General features: G+C 66.2%; 18 protein-coding genes. 14 read left to right on the top strand and 4 right to left on the bottom strand.

Translation table 11 applies throughout. The features are described from left to right. Positions 1-158 precede the first annotated feature (158 nt). A complete protein-coding gene (locus A5791_RS26755; RefSeq protein WP_197504666.1) occupies positions 159-434 on the top strand; it encodes a hypothetical protein in 276 nt (91 codons plus the stop codon). A gap of 293 nt (positions 435-727) precedes the next feature. On the opposite strand, the gene A5791_RS12040 is transcribed toward A5791_RS26755, so the two are convergent. Further along, a complete protein-coding gene (locus A5791_RS12040; RefSeq protein WP_156661179.1) occupies positions 728-1,513 on the bottom strand; it encodes a hypothetical protein in 786 nt (261 codons plus the stop codon). 286 nt (positions 1,514-1,799) lie between these two features. Between A5791_RS12040 and pyrR the strand changes: the two genes are divergently transcribed. From pyrR to pyrF, 7 genes are all read left to right on the top strand, one after another. Next, on the top strand, positions 1,800-2,408 hold the full coding sequence (gene pyrR / locus A5791_RS12035) for a bifunctional pyr operon transcriptional regulator/uracil phosphoribosyltransferase PyrR (RefSeq protein ID WP_067236143.1): 609 nt from the start codon (positions 1,800-1,802) through the stop codon (positions 2,406-2,408). A 4-nt stretch (positions 2,409-2,412) separates the two neighbouring features. Continuing rightward, complete coding sequence (locus tag A5791_RS12030; RefSeq protein WP_156661177.1) at positions 2,413-3,384, top strand: aspartate carbamoyltransferase catalytic subunit; 972 nt, start codon at positions 2,413-2,415, stop codon at positions 3,382-3,384. Further along, positions 3,381-4,685 carry a dihydroorotase gene (locus A5791_RS12025; protein WP_067236141.1) on the top strand — a complete coding sequence of 435 codons (1,305 nt, stop codon included), beginning with the start codon at positions 3,381-3,383 and terminating at the stop codon, positions 4,683-4,685. Before A5791_RS12030 ends, A5791_RS12025 begins: the two co-directional genes overlap by 4 nt. Continuing rightward, entirely contained in the window at positions 4,682-5,188 is a 507-nt protein-coding gene (locus A5791_RS12020; protein ID WP_067236140.1) for a transporter, read from the top strand. Before A5791_RS12025 ends, A5791_RS12020 begins: the two co-directional genes overlap by 4 nt. A 61-nt stretch (positions 5,189-5,249) precedes the next feature. Next, complete coding sequence (gene carA, locus A5791_RS12015) at positions 5,250-6,377, top strand: glutamine-hydrolyzing carbamoyl-phosphate synthase small subunit (RefSeq protein WP_067236139.1); 1,128 nt, start codon at positions 5,250-5,252, stop codon at positions 6,375-6,377. Between the two features lie 112 nt (positions 6,378-6,489). Further along, positions 6,490-9,855, top strand: coding sequence for a carbamoyl-phosphate synthase large subunit (gene carB, locus A5791_RS12010; protein WP_067236137.1), 3,366 nt, complete (start codon positions 6,490-6,492; stop codon positions 9,853-9,855). After that, the gene (pyrF, locus tag A5791_RS12005; protein WP_067236134.1) at positions 9,852-10,688 is read left to right on the top strand and encodes an orotidine-5'-phosphate decarboxylase; all 837 of its coding nucleotides are present in this window, start codon (positions 9,852-9,854) and stop codon (positions 10,686-10,688) included. Before carB ends, pyrF begins: the two co-directional genes overlap by 4 nt. Positions 10,689-10,832: 144 nt before the next feature. Here the strand turns inward: pyrF and A5791_RS12000 are convergent, their stop codons facing one another. Then, positions 10,833-11,252: a molybdopterin-binding protein gene (locus A5791_RS12000; RefSeq protein ID WP_067236132.1), complete on the bottom strand. Its 420-nt coding sequence runs from the start codon at positions 11,250-11,252 to the stop codon at positions 10,833-10,835. Positions 11,253-11,680: 428 nt separating this feature from the next. On the opposite strand from A5791_RS12000, the gene mihF reads away from it, so the two are divergent. The 5 genes from mihF to metK all read left to right on the top strand — a co-directional run bounded on the left by mihF (position 11,681) and on the right by metK (position 15,757). Continuing rightward, positions 11,681-11,998 (top strand): integration host factor, actinobacterial type, encoded by a 318-nt coding sequence (gene mihF / locus A5791_RS11995; protein ID WP_003407240.1) that lies wholly within the window; start codon positions 11,681-11,683, stop codon positions 11,996-11,998. A 214-nt stretch (positions 11,999-12,212) separates the two neighbouring features. Continuing rightward, positions 12,213-12,776 carry a guanylate kinase gene (gene gmk / locus A5791_RS11990; protein ID WP_067236130.1) on the top strand — a complete coding sequence of 188 codons (564 nt, stop codon included), beginning with the start codon at positions 12,213-12,215 and terminating at the stop codon, positions 12,774-12,776. A 59-nt stretch (positions 12,777-12,835) separates the two neighbouring features. Next, positions 12,836-13,168 (top strand): DNA-directed RNA polymerase subunit omega, encoded by a 333-nt coding sequence (gene rpoZ, locus A5791_RS11985; protein WP_067236127.1) that lies wholly within the window; start codon positions 12,836-12,838, stop codon positions 13,166-13,168. 18 nt (positions 13,169-13,186) lie between these two features. Beyond that, positions 13,187-14,452 (top strand): bifunctional phosphopantothenoylcysteine decarboxylase/phosphopantothenate--cysteine ligase CoaBC, encoded by a 1,266-nt coding sequence (coaBC, locus tag A5791_RS11980; RefSeq protein ID WP_067236125.1) that lies wholly within the window; start codon positions 13,187-13,189, stop codon positions 14,450-14,452. A 93-nt stretch (positions 14,453-14,545) separates the two neighbouring features. After that, positions 14,546-15,757 carry a methionine adenosyltransferase gene (gene metK / locus A5791_RS11975; protein ID WP_067236115.1) on the top strand — a complete coding sequence of 404 codons (1,212 nt, stop codon included), beginning with the start codon at positions 14,546-14,548 and terminating at the stop codon, positions 15,755-15,757. A gap of 28 nt (positions 15,758-15,785) precedes the next feature. Here metK and A5791_RS11970 read toward each other — a convergent pair whose 3' ends face one another. Beyond that, positions 15,786-16,352, bottom strand: a complete 567-nt coding sequence (locus A5791_RS11970; RefSeq protein ID WP_067236113.1) for a pyridoxamine 5'-phosphate oxidase family protein — start codon at positions 16,350-16,352, stop codon at positions 15,786-15,788. A 32-nt stretch (positions 16,353-16,384) separates the two neighbouring features. After that, entirely contained in the window at positions 16,385-17,428 is a 1,044-nt protein-coding gene (locus tag A5791_RS11965) for an alkane 1-monooxygenase (RefSeq protein WP_067236111.1), read from the bottom strand. 321 nt (positions 17,429-17,749) lie between these two features. Here A5791_RS11965 and A5791_RS11960 point away from each other — a divergent pair, with 321 nt between their 5' ends. Further along, entirely contained in the window at positions 17,750-19,369 is a 1,620-nt protein-coding gene (locus A5791_RS11960) for a GMC oxidoreductase (RefSeq protein ID WP_067236108.1), read from the top strand. The last annotated feature ends 51 nt before the right edge of the window (positions 19,370-19,420 follow it).

Raw genomic sequence — 19,420 nt, 5'->3', positions numbered from 1 at the left:
CCGGTCGGTATTGCGTCAGCCTCTCCCGCTGCGATTCGCAGCCTTGAGTTTTTCCCGGTCAGTAAGTTTCGCGGTCCCATCCGAGATGGGCCGCTCCAGCAGGTTCGACACCGTCGAGCCTGATCGACGAATTCGACCTGGACGAGGAGCCGCACAAGGTGCAGGTACTCACCCAGGCGTGCCGGGTGGCCGACATCATCGCAGAGCCTGACGAGCACGCCGCAGAAGCCCCGTTGACCGTGAAAGGCAGTCAGGGACAACCGGTTATCCAGCCGACGCTGTCGGAGGCCAGGTTTCAGCGTGCCCTTCTGGCACAGCTCCTCGGTCGGCTGGGACTCCCGGACAACGACGCCGACGAGGACGACCCAAAGACCAGGCGCCGCAAGGCAGCCCGGACGGCTGCCAAGGCCCGGTGGGATCGGGACCAGACGTAGGCGCACCAAACCCACAGGCCCCCAGGCCGTAGCGGCCCGGCTCCCGGACGAACTCCGGTCGTTCGACCGCTGGTACTACCCGACGGCCTGGCCGAGTACATGGCACTACTGTCCCGGTTTATCGGTGAGGACCAACGGGTTACGCCTGTGGTGAACGCAGCGGGTCTATCCGCTGCGGACTGGTTTCGGGCCATGTTGTCGCGTGGCCCTCAAGAGGCCCCCAGCTCCGCTTAGCGGAACTCCACCACGCCACCGCTGGCACTCGGGCGTGCGGAACTGGCTCGAATGACGGTTTAGGGGACCGGAAGCCCGACGACACACGTCACAGTCATAGGCGCCCACGGCACCTTGTGTCGCTCGATGCGGAAGGTATAGCTGCGCGAACGTAGGGGCGCAACGAGTGATTCGAGTTCGTCGACGGAGTACTGACGCAAGCACGACGCGACGCCGTCCCACATCAAAAACAGCGGAACGAGCGGGATGAGATATGTGAAGACGAAGTTGCTTAACCGACGCGGTTTCACGAACGGCATCAGGATCAACGTGTTGATGAATCCGGTCACCGCTCCGATGACGTTCATCGGTGTCCGCTGGAGGACCTCGAAGGTGAGAATGGGCTGACGTTTGTCAACCGCATCGGTGAAGACGGCGCGCGCTACCTCGGGTGGCAGATGGTGCAATGCGTTGAAGATAGTCCGTACGCCCGCGAGGTCACTCGGGACAGCCGACGCGTCCGTGGGTTGCGTGCGGTATGAAACGGCGCCCGGCAATTCTTTTTCCGCTCGCGCGAACGCACCGAGATTCGGATACATATCCGTGAGAGTGACCGACGCGTTCTGCTTCCCCTCCTGGCGAAGCCGTTTGATAACGCCCAGGATCACACCACCTCCGCCGGAGCAGAGATCGACTACTCGCTCCGTCTGCCCGGTAACCATGGCTTCGCTGATGAGCGGAGCAACGACGGCGGGAACACGGAAGACTTCCATCACCGCGCGTATAACACCGGTCATGGGGTCCCGGAGCGTAGCCGGGAACCAGTCAAAATCTTCGAACTCTGGCGCGGCGATCCTTCCCACCACGGACACACGGTAGCGCACCCCAATGCCCTCGTCACCGGTACCGAGCACGCAAGAAGATGGCCAACCGCCGCCAGTACGAACCCGAGCGGGCGAGGCGCCACCGCTAGCAGAACGCACCGGATCTTCAGGCTCTCAATAAACGAGAAAATTCTCGCCGTAGCCGGGTAGTGAAGGCGGCACAACCTGGTGCGACTGATACCCTCCTAGCCGTTAGGACATGAGAGTGTTCTACAAACCCCCTTTAACGATCCGTCCGGAGAGGCGGAGAAGGAGGTCAAGCTCTCGTATGGGTGCTGCCGGCAACGCCGCTATCGGCGGTGAACTCGAGGGATCTCGGGAACCGCGAGAATTGATGTCCGCGGCCGACGTCGGTCGAACCATTTCCCGTATCGCGCATCAGATCATCGAAAAGACCGCGTTAGATGACCCAGCCGGGCCAGGGCCACGCGTGGTGCTGCTGGGCATCCCGACCCGCGGCGTCACCCTGGCCGAGCGTCTGGCCTCCCACATCCGCGAATTCAGCGGCGTCGAGGTCGGTCACGGCGCGCTGGACATCACCTTGTATCGCGACGATCTGATGACCAAGCCGCCGCGGCCCCTGGAGGCCACGTCAATTCCGGCCGGGGGCGTCGACGACGCGCTGGTGATCTTCGTCGACGATGTGCTGTACTCCGGACGCTCGGTGCGCTCGGCCCTGGACGCGCTGCGCGATGTCGGGCGCCCGCGAATCGTGCAATTGGCCGTGCTGGTCGACCGCGGCCATCGGGAACTACCGGTGCGCGCCGACTACGTCGGCAAGAACGTGCCGACCTCGCGCAGCGAAAGCGTGCACGTACTGCTCAGCGAACACGACGGCCGAGACGGCGTGGTGATCGCGAGGGACCCCGAAGGATGACAGCCTGATGAGTCGCCACTTACTGGCCGCCGGTGACCTCAGCCGCGAGGACGCCACGGCGATTCTCGACGACGCGGACCGGTTCGCGCAGGCACTCGTCGGCCGTGAGATCAAGAAGCTGCCGACGCTGCGCGGACGCACAGTGGTCACGATGTTCTACGAGAACTCGACCCGCACCCGGGTGTCGTTCGAGGTGGCCGGCAAGTGGATGAGCGCCGACGTGATCAACGTCAGCGCGGCCGGCTCGTCGGTGGGCAAGGGCGAGTCCCTGCGCGACACGGCGCTGACCTTGCGCGCGGCCGGTGCGGACGCTTTGATCATCCGGCATCCGGCGTCGGGGGCGGCGCATCTGCTGGCCGAATGGACTTCGGCGGCAACGACTTCCGATGGCTCCGGCCCGTCGGTGATCAACGCCGGTGACGGCACCCACGAGCATCCGACCCAGGCGCTGCTGGACGCATTGACCATCCGGCAGCGGCTCGGCGGTATCGAAGGCCGGCGCATCGTGATCGTCGGCGACGTCCTGCACAGCCGGGTCGCCCGTTCCAACGTCATGCTGCTGCACACGCTGGGGGCGGAGGTGGTGCTGGTGGCCCCGCCCACCTTGCTGCCGGTCGGGGTGGACGGGTGGCCGGTGACCGTTTCCTTCGACTTCGACGCGGAGCTGCCCGCCGCCGACGCCGTGCTGATGCTGCGAGTGCAGGCCGAGCGGATGAATGGCGGCTTCTTCCCGTCGGTGCGCGAGTACTCGGTCCGGTATGGGCTTTCCTCGCGACGTCAGGCGATGCTGCCCGGGCACGCCGTGGTGTTGCACCCGGGGCCGATGGTGCGCGGCATGGAGATCTCTTCTTCGGTAGCTGATTCGTCGCAATCGGCTGTGCTGCAACAGGTTTCCAACGGCGTCCACGTGCGCATGGCGGTGCTGTTCCATGTGCTGGTCGGAACCGAAATGCCGGAAAAGGAGGGCGTGGCATGAGTGTGCTGCTGCGCGGCGTCCGGTTGTACGGCGAGGGCGAGCGCGTCGACGTGCTCATCGGCAGCCCTGGTTACGAGGGCCAGATCGCCGAGATCGGTGTGGGACTGCCTATTCCGGACACGGCCGACGTCGTCGACGCCACCGATCACGTACTCCTGCCCGGATTCGTCGACCTGCACACGCACCTGCGCGAACCCGGCCGCGAATACGCCGAAGACATCGAAACCGGTTCGGCGGCAGCGGCTCTCGGCGGCTACACCGCGGTTTTCGCGATGGCCAACACTCATCCGGTGGCGGACAGCCCGGTGGTCACCGACCATGTCTGGCACCGCGGTCAGCAGGTCGGCCTCGTCGACGTGCATCCCGTCGGCGCGGTCACCGTCGGGCTTGCCGGCACGGTACTCACCGAGATGGGGATGATGGCGGCCGGAGCTGCCCAGGTGCGCATGTTCTCCGACGACGGCAACTGCGTACACGACCCGCTGGTGATGCGCCGCGCCCTGGAATACGCGACCGGTCTCGGGGTGCTGGTCGCCCAGCATGCCGAGGAGCCCAGGCTGACCGTCGGTGCCGTCGCGCACGAGGGACCCACGGCCGCCAGGCTGGGACTGTCCGGGTGGCCGCGTGCCGCCGAGGAAGCGATCGTCGCGCGCGACGCACTGTTGGCCCGCGACGCGGGCGCGCGGGTGCACATCTGCCACGCCTCCACCGCGGGCACCGTCGAGATCCTGAAATGGGCCAAGGAGCAGGGTATCTCGATCACAGCCGAGGTCACGCCGCACCACCTGCTGCTCGACGACGGCCGGCTGGCCAGCTACGACGGCGTGAACCGCGTCAACCCGCCGCTACGCGAGGCGGCCGACGCAATAGCGCTGCGGCAGGCGCTGGCCGACGGGATCATCGACTGTGTGGCCACCGACCACGCTCCGCATGCCGAGCACGAGAAATGCGTCGAGTTCTCCGCCGCGCGCCCCGGCATGCTGGGGTTGCAGACGGCGCTGTCGGTGGTGGTGCAGACGATGGTGCAGCCCGGCGTGTTGACCTGGCGCGATGTCGCCCGCGTGATGAGTGAGAATCCGGCCCGCATCGTCGGGCTACCCGATCACGGCCGGCCGTTGGAGGTGGGGGAGCCGGCCAACCTCACCGTCGTCGATCCCGGCGCCACCTGGACCATCACCGGGGCCGATTTGGCCAGCCGGTCGGCCAATACACCTTATGAGTCGATGACGTTGCCCGCGACCGTCACCGCGACCCTGTTGCGCGGAAATGTCACCGCACGGGATGGGAAGAGCCCGGCATGAATTCGGGCACGCTGGTCGGGTCGCTGATCTTCGCTGCGGTGCTGGTGGTAGTGATCGCCTTCGTAATCCAGCTGATGATGCGCGGGTGGCGCAATCGTGCGCTGCGCCAGGCGGAGTTACTGGGCGCACTGCCCGGGCTGCCCGACCACGTCGGCTCGGCGACCATCACCACCCGCGGCCACTATTGCGGCTGCACGATCGCTCCGAACTGGAACGACCGGGTCGCCGTCGGCGATTTGGGGTACCGCACCAAGGCGGTGATGAGCCGCCATCCCGAGGGCATTCTGATCGAACGCATCCGCGCCCGCCCGATTTGGATTCCGAGCGAGTCGATTTCGGCGATCCGCACCGAACGCGGCATCGCCGGCAAGGTCGGTTCCCGCGCCGGAATACTGGCGATCCGCTGGCGGCTGCCCTCGGGTGTGGAAATGGACACCGGCTTTCGCGCACGAAGCCGCGACGAATACACGGACTGGGTCGACGGCTGGCAGGAGGCCGCATGAGTGGCGCCGGCGACCCGACCGTGCGCCGCATGAGCGGCGCCAATGAAGAGGAGCGGCGCTTGTGACTAGTGCGCTATTGGTACTCGAGGACGGCCGCGTCTTCACCGGGCGGCCGTTCGGTGATACCGGCCAAACGCTGGGCGAAGCCGTGTTCAGCACCGGCATGTCCGGCTATCAGGAGACGCTGACCGATCCCAGCTATCACCGCCAGATCGTCGTTGCGACGGCGCCGCAGATCGGCAACACCGGGTGGAACGACGAAGACGCCGAGAGCCGCGGCGACAAGATCTGGGTCGCCGGATACGCGGTGCGTGACCCGTCACCGCGCGCGTCCAACTGGCGTGCCAGCGGCACGCTGGAAGACGAGCTCATCCGCCAGCACATCGTCGGAATCGCCGGCATCGACACCCGTGCCGTGGTGCGCCATCTGCGCAGCCGCGGCTCGATGAAGGCGGGCATATTCTCCGGCGCCGAGTACGCCGACCCCGGTCAGCTGATCGAGCGGGTGCGCGCCCAAGAGCCGATGCTGGGGGCTGACCTCGCCGGCGAGGTCAGCACACCGCAGAATTACGTCGTGGAACCCGAAGGGCAACCGGGGTCTGCGAGGTTTACCGTGGCCGCGCTGGATCTGGGCATCAAGACCAACACGCCGCGCAACTTCGCCCGACGGGGAATCCGCAGCCATGTGCTGCCGGCGTCGGCCACCTTCGACCAGATCGCCGAAATCAAGCCGGACGGCGTCTTCCTGTCCAACGGCCCGGGGGACCCGGCCACCGCCGACCACGTGGTCGAGCTCACCCGTGAGGTGCTGGGCGCCGGAATCCCGTTGTTCGGAATCTGTTTCGGCAACCAGATCCTCGGCCGGGCGCTGGGGTTGTCCACCTACAAAATGGTGTTCGGGCATCGGGGGATCAACATCCCGGTGATCGACCACGCCACCCGGCGGGTCGCGGTGACCGCGCAGAACCACGGCTTCGCTCTCGAAGGCGAGGCCGGCCAGTCCTTCGACACGCCGTTCGGTCCGGCAGTGGTCAGCCACACCTGCGCCAACGACGGGGTGGTGGAAGGCGTCAAACTCGTTGACGGACGGGCGTTCTCGGTGCAATACCATCCCGAGGCCGCGGCCGGTCCGCACGACGCGGAATACCTGTTCGACCAATTCGTCGACCTGATGGCGGCCCACCGATGACACTGCCCTCCGCGAGCGTGTGTGTTGGTACACCGACATGCCGTAAACGCCGTACTTATGCTTGCAAACGCGCGATGCCGCACGCTTGCGCTGCCCAGAAAGGACGGCGCTAGTGCCGCGGCGGACCGACCTCAACCACGTTCTGGTGATCGGCTCGGGCCCGATCGTTATCGGGCAGGCCTGCGAGTTCGACTACTCGGGCACCCAGGCCTGCCGGGTGCTGCGGACCGAGGGACTGCAGGTGAGCCTGGTCAATTCCAACCCGGCCACTATCATGACCGACCCCGAGTACGCCGACTTCACCTATGTCGAGCCGATCACCCCCACCTTCGTCGAGCGAGTGATCGCCCAGCAAGCCCAGCGCGGCAACAAGATCGACGCGCTGCTGGCAACGCTGGGTGGGCAGACCGCCCTCAACACGGCGGTGGCGCTGTATGAGAACGGGGCCCTGGAGCGTTACGGGGTCGAGCTCATCGGCGCCGACTTCGACGCCATCCAGCGCGGCGAGGACCGCCAGCGGTTCAAGGACATCGTCGCCAAGGTGGGCGGTGAATCCGCGCGCAGCCGTGTGTGTTTCACCATGGACGAGGTGCGTGAGACGGTCGAGGAAGTGGGCCTGCCCGTTGTGGTGCGGCCCAGCTTCACCATGGGCGGGCTGGGCTCGGGCATGGCGCGATCGATCGAGGAGGTCGACCGGATGGCCGGCGCGGGGCTGGCAGCCTCACCCAGCGCCAACGTGCTCATCGAGGAATCGATCTACGGCTGGAAGGAATTCGAACTCGAGCTGATGCGCGACGGCCACGACAACGTGGTGGTGGTGTGCTCGATCGAGAACGTCGACCCGATGGGCGTGCACACCGGCGACTCGGTCACCGTCGCACCGGCCATGACCCTGACCGACCGGGAGTACCAGCGGATGCGCGACCTGGGCATCGCCATCCTGCGTGAGGTCGGCGTGGACACCGGCGGCTGCAACATCCAGTTCGCGGTCAACCCCCGCGACGGGCGGCTGATCGTGGTCGAGATGAACCCGCGGGTATCGCGGTCCAGCGCGCTGGCGTCCAAGGCCACCGGGTTCCCGATCGCCAAGATCGCGGCCAAGTTGGCCATCGGCTACACCCTCGATGAGATCGTCAACGACATCACCAAGGAAACCCCGGCCTGCTTCGAGCCGACCCTGGACTACGTGGTCGTCAAGGCGCCGCGGTTCGCATTCGAGAAGTTCCCCGGGGCGGACCCCACCCTGACCACCACAATGAAGTCCGTCGGCGAGGCAATGTCGCTGGGCCGCAACTTCATCGAAGCGCTCGGCAAGGTGATGCGGTCGCTGGAAACACCCCGCACCGGATTCTGGACCAAGCCGGACAACCCGCAGGGGACGCAAATAGGAGTAGCCGAGGTGCTTTCCCGGCTGCAGACCCCGACGGAAGGCCGGCTCTACGACATCGAACTGGCGCTGCGGCTGGGCGCCTCGATCGAGCAGGTCGCCGAGGTTACCGGCGTGGACCCCTGGTTCGTCGCGCAGATCGGTGAGCTGGAGGTGCTGCGCGCCGAGCTGGTCGACGCCCCCGTCCTGGACGGCGACATGCTCCGGCGCGCCAAGTACAGCGGGCTGTCGGACCGCCAGATCGCTTCGCTGCGGCCGGAATTGGCGGGGGAAGACGGCGTGCGGTCGTTGCGCGGACGGCTGGGCATCCACCCCGTGTACAAGACCGTGGACACCTGTGCGGCGGAGTTCGAAGCCAAGACCCCCTACCACTACAGCAGCTACGAGCTCGACCCGGCCGCCGAGACCGAGGTCGCACCGCAGACCGAGAAGCCCAAGGTGCTGATCCTGGGTTCGGGGCCGAACCGGATCGGCCAGGGCATCGAATTCGACTACAGCTGTGTGCATGCGGCAACCACGTTGTCGCAGGCCGGCTTTGAGACGGTGATGGTCAACTGCAACCCCGAGACAGTGTCCACCGACTACGACACCGCCGACCGGCTGTATTTCGAGCCGCTGACCTTCGAGGACGTCCTCGAGGTCTACCGGGCCGAATCGCAATCCGGCGCCGGCGGCCCCGGGGTCGTCGGGGTCATCGTTCAGCTCGGCGGCCAGACCCCGCTCGGGCTGGCACAGCGGCTCGCAGACGCCGGGGTGCCGATCGTCGGCACCCCGCCAGAGGCGATCGACCTGGCGGAGGACCGCGGCGCATTCGGCGACGTGCTCAGCACCGCGGGCTTGCCCGCGCCGAAGTACGGCACCGCAACCACTTTCGCGCAAGCCCGCCAAATCGCCGCGGATATCGGTTACCCGGTGCTGGTGCGGCCGTCGTATGTGCTGGGCGGGCGTGGCATGGAGATCGTCTACGACGAGGAGACGCTGAAGGGCTACATCACCCGCGCTACCGAGCTTTCCCCCGAGCATCCGGTGCTCGTCGACCGGTTTCTCGAGGACGCGGTGGAGATCGACGTCGACGCGCTGTGCGACGGCACCGAGGTCTACATCGGCGGCATCATGGAGCACATCGAGGAGGCCGGCATCCACTCGGGCGACTCGGCATGTGCGTTGCCGCCGGTGACCTTGGGCCGCAGCGACATCGAGAAGGTGCGCCGCGCCACCGAGGCCATCGCACATGGCATCGGCGTGGTCGGGCTGATCAATGTGCAGTATGCGCTCAAGGACGATGTGCTCTACGTGCTTGAGGCCAACCCGCGGGCCAGCCGGACCGTGCCGTTCGTCTCGAAGGCCACCGCCATCCCGCTGGCCAAGGCATGTGCCCGGGTTATGTTGGGCGCCAGCATTTCTCAGCTTCGCGATGAAGGCCTGCTGGCGGCTTCCGGGGACGGTGCACACGCCGCACTGGACGCGCCGATCGCCGTCAAAGAGGCGGTGTTGCCGTTTCACCGTTTCCGCCGCATCGACGGCGCCGCCATCGATTCCCTGCTCGGCCCGGAGATGAAGTCGACCGGCGAAGTCATGGGCATCGACCGCGACTTCGGCAGCGCCTTCGCCAAGAGCCAGACCGCCGCCTACGGATCGCTACCGGCTCGCGGCACAGTCTTCGTGTCCGTCGCCAATCGGGACAAGCGCTCGCTGGTGTTCCCGGTCAAACGGTTGGCGGACTTGGGTTTCCGTGTTCTGGCCACCGAAGGCACGGCAGAGATGCTGCGCCGCAACGGAATCCCCTGCGACGAAGTGCGCAAGCATTTCGAGGAGCCGCAACCTGGCCGGCCCGCGGTGTCTGCCGTCGACGCCATCAAGGCCGGCGAGGTCGACATGGTGATCAACACGCCGTACGGCAACTCCGGTCCCCGTATCGACGGCTACGAGATCCGTTCGGCCGCAGTCGCGGTCAACATCCCCTGCGTCACGACGGTGCAGGGCGCCTCGGCCGCCGTGCAGGGCATCGAGGCTGGCATCCGCGGCGACATCGGGGTGCGGTCGCTGCAAGAACTGCACCGCAGTATCAGTCCGGGAAGCACCGGCAGGTGACCGGTTTCGGTGCCCGGCTGGCCGAGGCCAAGGCGAGTCGCGGACCGCTGTGCCTGGGTATCGACCCCCACCCCGAGCTGTTGCGGGCCTGGGACCTGCCGGCCACGGTCGACGGGCTGGCCGCTTTCTGCGAGACCTGTGTAGCGGCCTTCGACGGTTTCGCGGTCGTCAAACCGCAGGTGGCCTTCTTCGAGGCCTACGGCGCAGCCGGGTACGCGGTGCTGGAACGCACCATCGCCGCGCTGCGGGACGCCGGGGTGCTGGTGCTGGCCGACGCCAAGCGCGGCGACATCGGGACGACGATGGCGGCGTACGCCGCGGCGTGGGCCGGCGATTCGCCATTGGCCACCGACGCCGTCACGGCTTCGCCCTATCTGGGGTTCGGTTCGTTGCGGCCGCTGCTCGAGGTCGCCGCCGCGCATGACCGTGGAGTGTTCGTCCTGGCGGCAACCTCCAACCCGGAGGGCGCGACCGTGCAACGCGCCGAGACCGACGGCGGAACGGTGGCCCAACTGATCGTCGACCACGTCGCTAATTTCAATCGGGAGGCCAACAAGGCGATGCGGCCCGAACCCGGATCTGTCGGCGTCGTCGTCGGCGCGACGATCCTGCAGCCGCCCGATCTCAGCGCCCTGGGCGGACCGGTGCTGGTACCCGGTGTGGGCGCACAGGGCGGGCGGCCCGAGGCGCTGGTGGGTCTGGGCGGGGCGGCGCCGGAGCAGTTGCTGCCGGCGGTGGCGCGGGAGGTGCTGCGGGCCGGTCCCGACGTGACGGAGCTGCGCGCCGCCGCCGAACGGATGCTGGACGCCGTCGCCTATTTGATGAAGCCGTAGGCAGCGGTGCGCCCTCGCTGGGTGTGAAGCGTTGGCGCTGGGAGTGAAGCCATGGCGGGGAAATTGCCCCAGATTCCGCCGTGGTTTCAACCGGAAAGCCCAGGATTCACACCAAGCCGTGGTTTCACACCCAACGCACTGGTACTACTCCGAAGTCATCGCTTCGGGTTCGGCGGTCTCCACGATCACCGTGGTGGCCTTGACCACGGCCACGGCCACGCTGCCGGGTTGCAGGTTCAACTCCCGGGCCGCCTCGGTGCTCATCAGAGACACCACGGTGAACGGACCGCACTGCATCTCAACCTGGGTCATCACCGTGTCGCTGATGACTTTGGTGACCAGCCCGACGAAACGGTTACGGGCCGAGCTGCCGACACTGAGCGGATTGGGCGGCGGTGCCGGTGCATGGTTCCGCGAGAACTGGGCCAGTTCCTCGCTGGCGATGACCTTGCGACCGGACGAATCGAGACTTACCGCCAAAGTGCCGTTGTTGATCCATCGCCGGACGGTGTCGTCGCTGACCCCCAGCAACTCGGCCGCCTGACGTATCCGCAGGTTCGGCACCGCTTGATCGTAGCTCGACGCTCCCGACGGGGTCGCCTTACCGGCGGCGCGACACGCGCGACACGCGCCGACAATCAGTGATTCTTTGCACTGCGACTCGTGACGGCGCGAAGCGGGGCACCGCGACGGTCGCCTCGTCGAGCCTGCGGAATCCCGGCGGCACGCTAAAACCGCTGGTAGGCAGGGTATCCAAGCCGGCCGTGAGCGGCTGCTGCCGCCGGACAAACGCCGTGTCCGGCCGCTTCGAGCGGTACGGGGATGGCCCGTCCTCGCCGACACGCGCCGCGTCCACGCTGGGCATTTGTTCTCCCAACCAGGGGGGCGGGTTAGATTTCGTCAGGAAGCGTGAGTACGGTCGTTCCCGCTGGCTGGAGTACCCGGCTGAGACAAGAAAAGATCGATTGATATCGATGAGAGACGGAGGAATCGTGGCTCTTCCCCAGTTGACCGACGAGCAGCGTGCGGCCGCGTTGGAGAAGGCTGCTGCCGCACGTCGAGCGCGAGCAGAGCTCAAGGATCGGTTGAAGCGCGGCGGCACCAACCTCACGCAGGTGCTCAAGGATGCCGAGAGTGACGAAGTCTTGGGCAAGATGAAGGTTTCTGCGCTGCTCGAGGCGTTGCCGAAGGTGGGCAAGGTCAAGGCGCAGGAGATCATGACCGAGCTGGAGATCGCGCCGACCCGCCGGCTGCGTGGCCTGGGCGATCGTCAGCGCAAGGCACTGCTGGAAAAGTTCGGCTCCGCCTGAGCCCCACCGGCCGACGATGCAGGCCGTCAGGCCTGAGGAGGAGGCCGGCAATCAGCTCCCGGCTGGAGCGTCGATGAGCGCCGGCGGGGGACCGGGCACAACCCGTGGCGATCGCGAGCGCGGCGGGGCCGGGCGAAGCGGGTCGCCACCATCAACCCGTGGCGATCGCGAGCGCGGCGGGGCCGGGCGAAGCGGGTCGCCACCATCAGGCCGTGTGGTCGTGCTGTCCGGTCCCTCCGCGGTCGGCAAGTCGACCGTCGTCAAGTGTCTACGGGAGCGGATTCCGAACCTGCACTTCAGCGTCTCGGCCACGACGCGGGAGCCGCGGCCGGGTGAGGTCGACGGCGTCGACTACCACTTCGTCAGTCCCGCCCGGTTCCAGCAGCTTATCGATGAAGGCGCGCTTCTGGAGTGGGCCGAGATACACGGCGGGCTGCACCGATCGGGCACTCTGGCCCAGCCGGTGCGCGACGCCACCGCGGCCGGTGTGCCCGTGCTCATCGAGGTTGACCTGGCCGGGGCGAGGGCAATCAAGCGGGCGATGCCGGAAGCCCTGGCCGTGTTTCTCGCGCCGCCCAGCTGGGAGGATCTGGAGTCCAGACTGGTCGGCCGCGGTACCGAAACTCCGGAGGTCATCCGGCGCCGTCTCGACACCGCGCGCACCGAACTGGCAGCTCAAGACGACTTCGACGAGGTCGTGGTGAACAGTCAATTGGAGTCCGCGTGTGCTGAATTGATATCCTTGCTGGTGGGCACCGCTTCGAACCCAAATTCTTAACCGCTTTCCACCCCTTTCCCGCCCGCTACGCTTTTAAGCCGTCCCAGGAGATTGACTACGTGAGTACCCCCCAGTCCGACACGTCACTGACCGCCGTCGCCGCCGTGGACCAATTCGATCCGTCGGCAGGTGGGCAAGGCGCCTACGACACCCCCCTGGGCATCACCAACCCGCCCATCGACGAGTTGTTGGACCGGGTTTCCAGCAAGTACGCGCTGGTGATCTACGCGGCGAAGCGAGCTCGGCAGATCAACGACTACTACAACCAGCTCGGCGAGGGCATCCTCGAATACGTGGGCCCGTTGGTCGAGCCCGGACTGCAGGAAAAGCCGCTGTCCATCGCGTTGCGCGAGATCCACGCCGACCTGCTCGAGCACACCGAGGGCGAGTAACAGGGCAGGCCCGGCGCTGTGGACGACCACAATAGGATCGCGAAACGGATTATCGTCGGCGTCACCGGAGGCATCGCCGCATACAAGGCGTGCACCGTCGTCCGTCAGCTCGCCGAGGCCGGTCATCAGGTCCGGGTCATCCCCACCGAATCGGCATTGCGTTTCGTCGGAGCCGCGACTTTCGAGGCCTTGTCCGGTCAGCCGGTCCACACGGGCATCTTCGACGACGTTCCCGAGGTGCCCCATGTTCAGCTCGGCAAGCAGGCAGACCTGGTGGTGGTGGCGCCGGCCACCGCCGACCTGCTGGCCCGTGCGGTAGCCGGTCGGGCCGATGATCTGCTGACCGCGACGCTGCTCACGGCGCGATGTCCTGTGCTGTTCGCGCCGGCCATGCACACCGAGATGTGGTTGCACCCGGCCACCGTGGACAACGTGGCCACGCTGCGCCGCCGGGGTGCGGTGGTGCTGGAGCCCGCGTCGGGCCGGCTCACCGGTACCGACAGCGGCATGGGACGGCTGCCCGAGGCCGAGGAGATCACCACACTCGCGCACCTGCTGCTGGAGCGCCACGACGCCCTGCCCTACGACCTGGCCGGTCGTCGGCTCCTAGTGACCGCCGGTGGCACCCGCGAACCCATCGATCCGGTGCGCTTCATCGGTAATCGCAGCTCCGGCAAGCAGGGTTATGCGGTCGCCCGGGTCGCCGCACAGCGGGGCGCGGAGGTCACACTGATCGCGGGGCACACCGCGGGGCTCATCGACCCGGCGGGCGTCCATGTCGTGCATGTCAGCTCGGCGGAGCAGCTCGGCGACGCGGTGTCCAAGCACGCTCCCGAAGCCGACGTGCTGGTGATGGCCGCGGCGGTCGCCGACTTCCGGCCGTCGCAGGTGGCCACCGCGAAGATCAAGAAACGCCCGGACAGTCAGGACGACGCCCCCACGATCGAACTCGTGCGCAACGACGACGTGCTGGCCGGCGCGGTGCGGGCGCGTGCTCACGGAGAGCTGCCCAACATGCGGGCCATTGTGGGGTTTGCCGCCGAGACCGGGGACGCCAACGGCGACGTACTGTTCCATGCCCGGCAAAAGCTGCGCCGCAAGGGCTGTGACCTGTTGGTGGTCAACGCGGTGGGCGACGGCCGGGCCTTCGAAGTGGACAGCAACGACGGCTGGCTGCTGGCCTCCGACGGTACCGAGTCGGCGCTGCAGCACGGCTCCAAGACACTGATGGCCAGCCGTATCGTTGATGCAATCGTCGCGTTTCTGCAAACCGAAACCGGATAACGGCCTGGCAGGATGCCCGGCTTGGTCGGTTGAAGCAGCGGCCATTAAAATAATTTGCCTAACTAAGTTTACGAAGGACGGAAGGATGACAGGGTGAGCGAGAAGGGTCGGCTGTTTACCAGTGAGTCGGTGACCGAGGGCCATCCCGACAAGATCTGTGACGCGATCAGCGACTCCGTCCTCGACGCGCTGCTGGCGGAGGACCCCCGCTCCCGTGTCGCGGTTGAGACGCTGGTGACCACCGGGCAGGTGCACGTGGTGGGTGAGGTGACGACGACGGCGAAAACGGCGTTCGCCGACATCACCAACACGGTCCGCGAGCGCATCCTCGAGATCGGCTACGACTCGTCCGACAAGGGCTTCGACGGCGCGTCCTGCGGGGTCAACATCGGTATCGGAGCGCAGTCGCCCGACATCGCCCAGGGCGTGGACACCGCCCACGAGGCACGCGTCGAGGGCGCCGCCGACCCGCTGGATACCCAGGGTGCCGGCGACCAGGGCCTGATGTTCGGCTACGCGATCAACGACACCCCGGAGTTGATGCCGCTACCCATCGCGCTGGCCCACCGGCTGTCACGGCGGCTCACCGAGGTCCGCAAGAACGGCGTGTTGCCTTACCTGCGTCCGGACGGCAAGACGCAGGTGACCATCGCATACGAGGACAACGTTCCGGTTCGGCTGGACACCGTCGTCGTCTCGACCCAGCACGCCGCCGACATCGACCTGGAACGCACGCTGACTCCGGACATCCGGGAGAAGGTGCTCAACACCGTGCTCGACGATCTGTCGCACGAGACGCTGGACGCGTCGTCGGTGCGGGTGCTGGTGAATCCGACCGGCAAATTCGTGCTCGGCGGCCCGATGGGCGACGCGGGGCTCACCGGCCGCAAGATCATCGTCGACACCTACGGCGGCTGGGCTCGCCACGGCGGCGGCGCCTTCTCCGGCAAGGATCCGTCCAAGGTGGACCGGTCGGCGGCGTACGCGATGCGCTGGGTGGCCAAGAACATCGTCGCGGCTGGCCTGGCCGAGCGGGTCGAGGTGCAGGTGGCCTACGCCATCGGCAAAGCCGCCCCCGTCGGCCTGTTCGTCGAGACATTCGGCACCGAGGCGGTCGACCCGATCAAAATCGAGAAGGTGATCCCCGAGGTCTTCGATCTGCGGCCCGGGGCGATCATCCGCGATCTGGACCTGCTGCGCCCGATCTACGCGCAGACCGCTGCTTACGGGCATTTCGGCCGCACCGACATCGAACTGCCATGGGAGCAACTCAACAAAGTCGACGACCTCAAGCGCGCCATCTAGGTCGCTTCACCGCGCCGTCTGCTGCGCGTCAAATGGGCGGCAGCGGGTGGTCGGGATCCAGGCCGGGCAGGCCGTCAATGCTGTGCTGGTTGCGGCCACGCAGCCGAACGTAAGCCTCCTCGGTCGCTCTCGCGTGATGCGCGTCCAGCACCGGTCGCTCGTCGACCAGCTCGTAGTACGGCACTGCGTAGCCGCAGGCGTCGGCGATCCGCTGCACATCTACAACGACGGCCGCTCGCAAACCTGTATGCATATTCGCGAAATATCTTCGCAGCGAGTCGAATTCGATATCGTCCGGACGGACCATCCGTCCGGTGCCGAACAATCGCAAGATCCGCGAGTTGCGGGTGAACGAGCAGAACATGATGGTGATCCGGCCGTTGTCGCGCAGATGCGCGATCGTTTCGGTGCCGCTGCCGAACAGGTCGAGATAAGCCACCGTGTGGTCGTCTAGCACCGCGAACGTGTCGCGATAACCCTTGGGCGACAGATTGATTCGCCCGCCTACCGACGGGGCGGTGGCGACGAAGAACATGGCCTGGTCCTGCATGAACTTGCGGAGCGCCTCGTCGATCTGCGAAAACTCTTTCGCCACCGACGTCTCCTTTTCAAGTCCGGAATCGCCAATCAGCTTAACCGGGCAGCCGGACCGGGCTTCAGTGCGGCCAAGCTGATGTCGCCGCCGTAAAAATCGAGCACACGCGGGTCCATCACCTTGCGCCACAGCGGCGGGAAGAGGGCCAGCAGCAGCATGGCGCTGTAGCCGCTCGGAAGCTGCGGTGCCTCGTCGACATGACGCAACACCTGATAGTTGCGCAACGGATTGGCGTGGTGATCGGAATGCCGCTGCAGGTGGAAGAGCAGGATGTTGGTGATCACCGTGCTGCTGTTCCAGCTATGGGCGGGGCGCACGCGCTCATAGCGGCCGCTGGGCAGCTGCTGCCGTCGTAGTCCGTAGTGCTCCAAGTAGTTGACCGTCTCCAGCAGGCAAAAGCCGATAATCGCCTGGCCGGCGAGCCATGGCAGCACGACCGGGCGAAACCATACCGCAAGTACGGTAAACAGTCCGAAGGTGATGAGCCAGGCATTGAGCACGTCATTGCGCAGTGACCAGCGCGATCGCCCAATCCCGGCCAGGCGGGTGGCTTCCAGTCGCCACGCCGAGCGCAGACCGCCGAGGATCGACCGGGGCAGAAAGGCGTACAGGCTCTCGCCGAATCTCGCGCTGGCGGGGTCGTCGGCGGTAGCGACCCGGACATGGTGTCCGCGGTTGTGCTCGACGAAGAAGTGGCCGTAGCACGTCTGCGCCAGCGCGATCTTGCTCAGGCGTCTCTCGCGTTGTTCTCGCGTGTGTCCGAGTTCATGCGCCGCGTTGATGGCAAGGCCGCCCATCAGTCCGACCGTCGCCATCAGTCCGAGCTTGTCGACGACGGACATGGTCACCCAGCCGCCGCCGGCCCACAGCCAGCAGGCGAACACCAGTGACAGGTACTGATTGGGCAGGTAGAGGTAGGTGACCCAGCGGTAGAAGGGATCGTTTTCCAGCCACGCGATGACGCTGTCCGGCTGATGGTCGGCGTCGCGCGCCACCATGTGGTCGAGGATCGGCATGACCCCGAACGCCAGGATGGGACTGGCCCACCAGAACACGCCGAGCCCGGTGAGCCACACCCCGAGCCATGACCCGTAGACAAGCGCCGGGATGGCGGCCGCGATTAGCCACAGGTACCTCTTTGGTTGTCTCCAGCGCGCACCCGAAGGGTGCCGTCGCGAGTCGGCGACGCCGGAGTTGGTTAATGGTACTTGCGTCCAATAACATTCCGAAGGTCTAGTTAAAAGCGTGTGCCCTGTCATGCTCGGTCAAACTATCAGTTATCACATACTTATGGTATGGTTATTCAATAGTTATGTGAATCACAGTTGGCTCAGGTTGGGTGTGATAGCTCGCGCGCGGGCCTCGGCCTTAGCTCGGCGAAGTCGTGGAGGCGCTAAATGCATCTGTCGCGCAGACGGTTTCTCGGTGTCGCCGCCGGGGTTGCTGTGGGCGCTCTCGGCGCCGGGGCCGCCGAGTTCAAACGAAGCAGCGACGCAGCCGCCCTGCGACCTCACTATCGGGCCATCGTGGTGGGCAGCGGTTATGGTGGCGGCGTTTCGGCACTACGGCTCGGGCAAGCCGGCGTCGAAACCCTGATTCTGGAAAAGGGCAGGTGGTGGGACGCGGCCGACGCAGACGGCAAACGCTTTTCCCGCATGTTGCCCGCGGACAACCGCGCCGGCTGGTTCACCTCCGTGCCGCCGAGCCTGGTGCCGTCTTTCCGTGGCGTCTCGATGGCGGAGGTCGCCCGGCGCGCGCCGTCGCCGCAGCCCGTCCAGGCCGGGATCTGCGAAAAGGTCGCCCACGGCGCACACACGGTGTTCCGCGGAACCGCAGTCGGCGGAGGGTCGATGGTCAACGCGGCGATTGCCGCAATACCGACCCCCGGCCAGGTCCGTGCGGCGTTCCCGGACATCGACCCGGCCGTTTTCCTGGGCACCTATATCGAACGCGCGAAGGCGACGCTGCGGATCAGCTATCGCGACATGGACTGGTTCGAGCGCACACCCTGGTTCCAATACGCGCGAGTGGGGCGCCGGTACGCGGAGGCAGCGGGTTACCGCGTCGACTACAACGGCAGCGCCTACTCGTTCGATTACATGAAAAGAGAAGAGGCGGGCGAGGTTCCGCGCTCGGCTTTGAACTTCGAGCAGCAGTACGGGAACAACTACGGTCGGTTCGGCAGCGTCGATCAGACGTATATCGCTGCCGCACTGGCCACCGGCAAGGTCACCCTAAAGCCGCTCACCGAGGTCACCGGCATCCGCCGCGAGCGTTCCGGCCAGTACATCCTGTCGATCCGCGAGATCGACCGATTCGGCAAGGAGGTGGCACGCGCCGAAGTCTCTTGTGAGCGGCTGTTTCTCAGCGCCGGGGTGCTCGGTACCACTGAGCTGCTACTGCGGGCGCGCGAGACGGGGACCCTGCCGAACTTGAGCCACGAGATCGGGCGTGGCTACGGAAACAACGGCGACATCATGGCTTCTCACATGCTGGCACCCCGCGATCCCGCCGGTACCCAGCAGTCTTTGATGGGAATGATCAACCTCGACGGCCGAGACGATCCGGATAACCCGGTATACGCCAGCATGTTCTCGCTTCCGCTTCCGGTCGAGACGTTCGCGTTGGGCTACTACGTGATGGTCAGAACCGGCGACCGTGCTGACATCAGCTACGACCGCGCCAAGGATGCCATCGCCATCAATTGGCCGCAGGGTCATACCGATCACCTGCGCGCGAAAGCACGGGTGGTTTTCGACAAAGTGACGCACGCCAACCGGGTGGACTATCGCGACGACCTGTTCGAAGGAAACGCGTTCGCGCCCAACACCGTTCACCCGTTGGGCGGAGTTGTCCGGGGCAAAGCCACGGATGGCTACGGCAGGGTGAAGGGATATCACAACCTTTACGTCAACGATGCGTCATTGCTGCCCGGTTACCTCGGCTGCAACCCCTTCATGGCCATCACCGCGTTGGCAGAGCGGAATATCGAGGGAATCCTCCAAGGCCGCAGGTGACTTTCCCGCGCGAGCAGACGCAGAATCGCACGTTTGACGCACGAATCGTGC

It is taken from the genome of Mycobacterium sp. 852002-51163_SCH5372311 (genome assembly GCF_001667115.1).
In the GTDB taxonomy this organism is placed as follows: domain Bacteria; phylum Actinomycetota; class Actinomycetes; order Mycobacteriales; family Mycobacteriaceae; genus Mycobacterium.
This window is presented reverse-complemented; position numbering and strand designations above follow the sequence as displayed.

Bases quoted from the DNA above. Each gene is read 5' to 3' on its own strand.
- A5791_RS12020 (WP_067236140.1), top strand. From the start codon at position 4,682: ATGAATTCGGGCACGCTGGTCGGGTCGCTGATCTTCGCTGCGGTGCTG.
- pyrR (WP_067236143.1), top strand. From the start codon at position 1,800: ATGGGTGCTGCCGGCAACGCCGCTATCGGCGGTGAACTCGAGGGATCT.
- A5791_RS11960 (WP_067236108.1), top strand. From the start codon at position 17,750: ATGCATCTGTCGCGCAGACGGTTTCTCGGTGTCGCCGCCGGGGTTGCT.
- A5791_RS12025 (WP_067236141.1), top strand. From the start codon at position 3,381: ATGAGTGTGCTGCTGCGCGGCGTCCGGTTGTACGGCGAGGGCGAGCGC.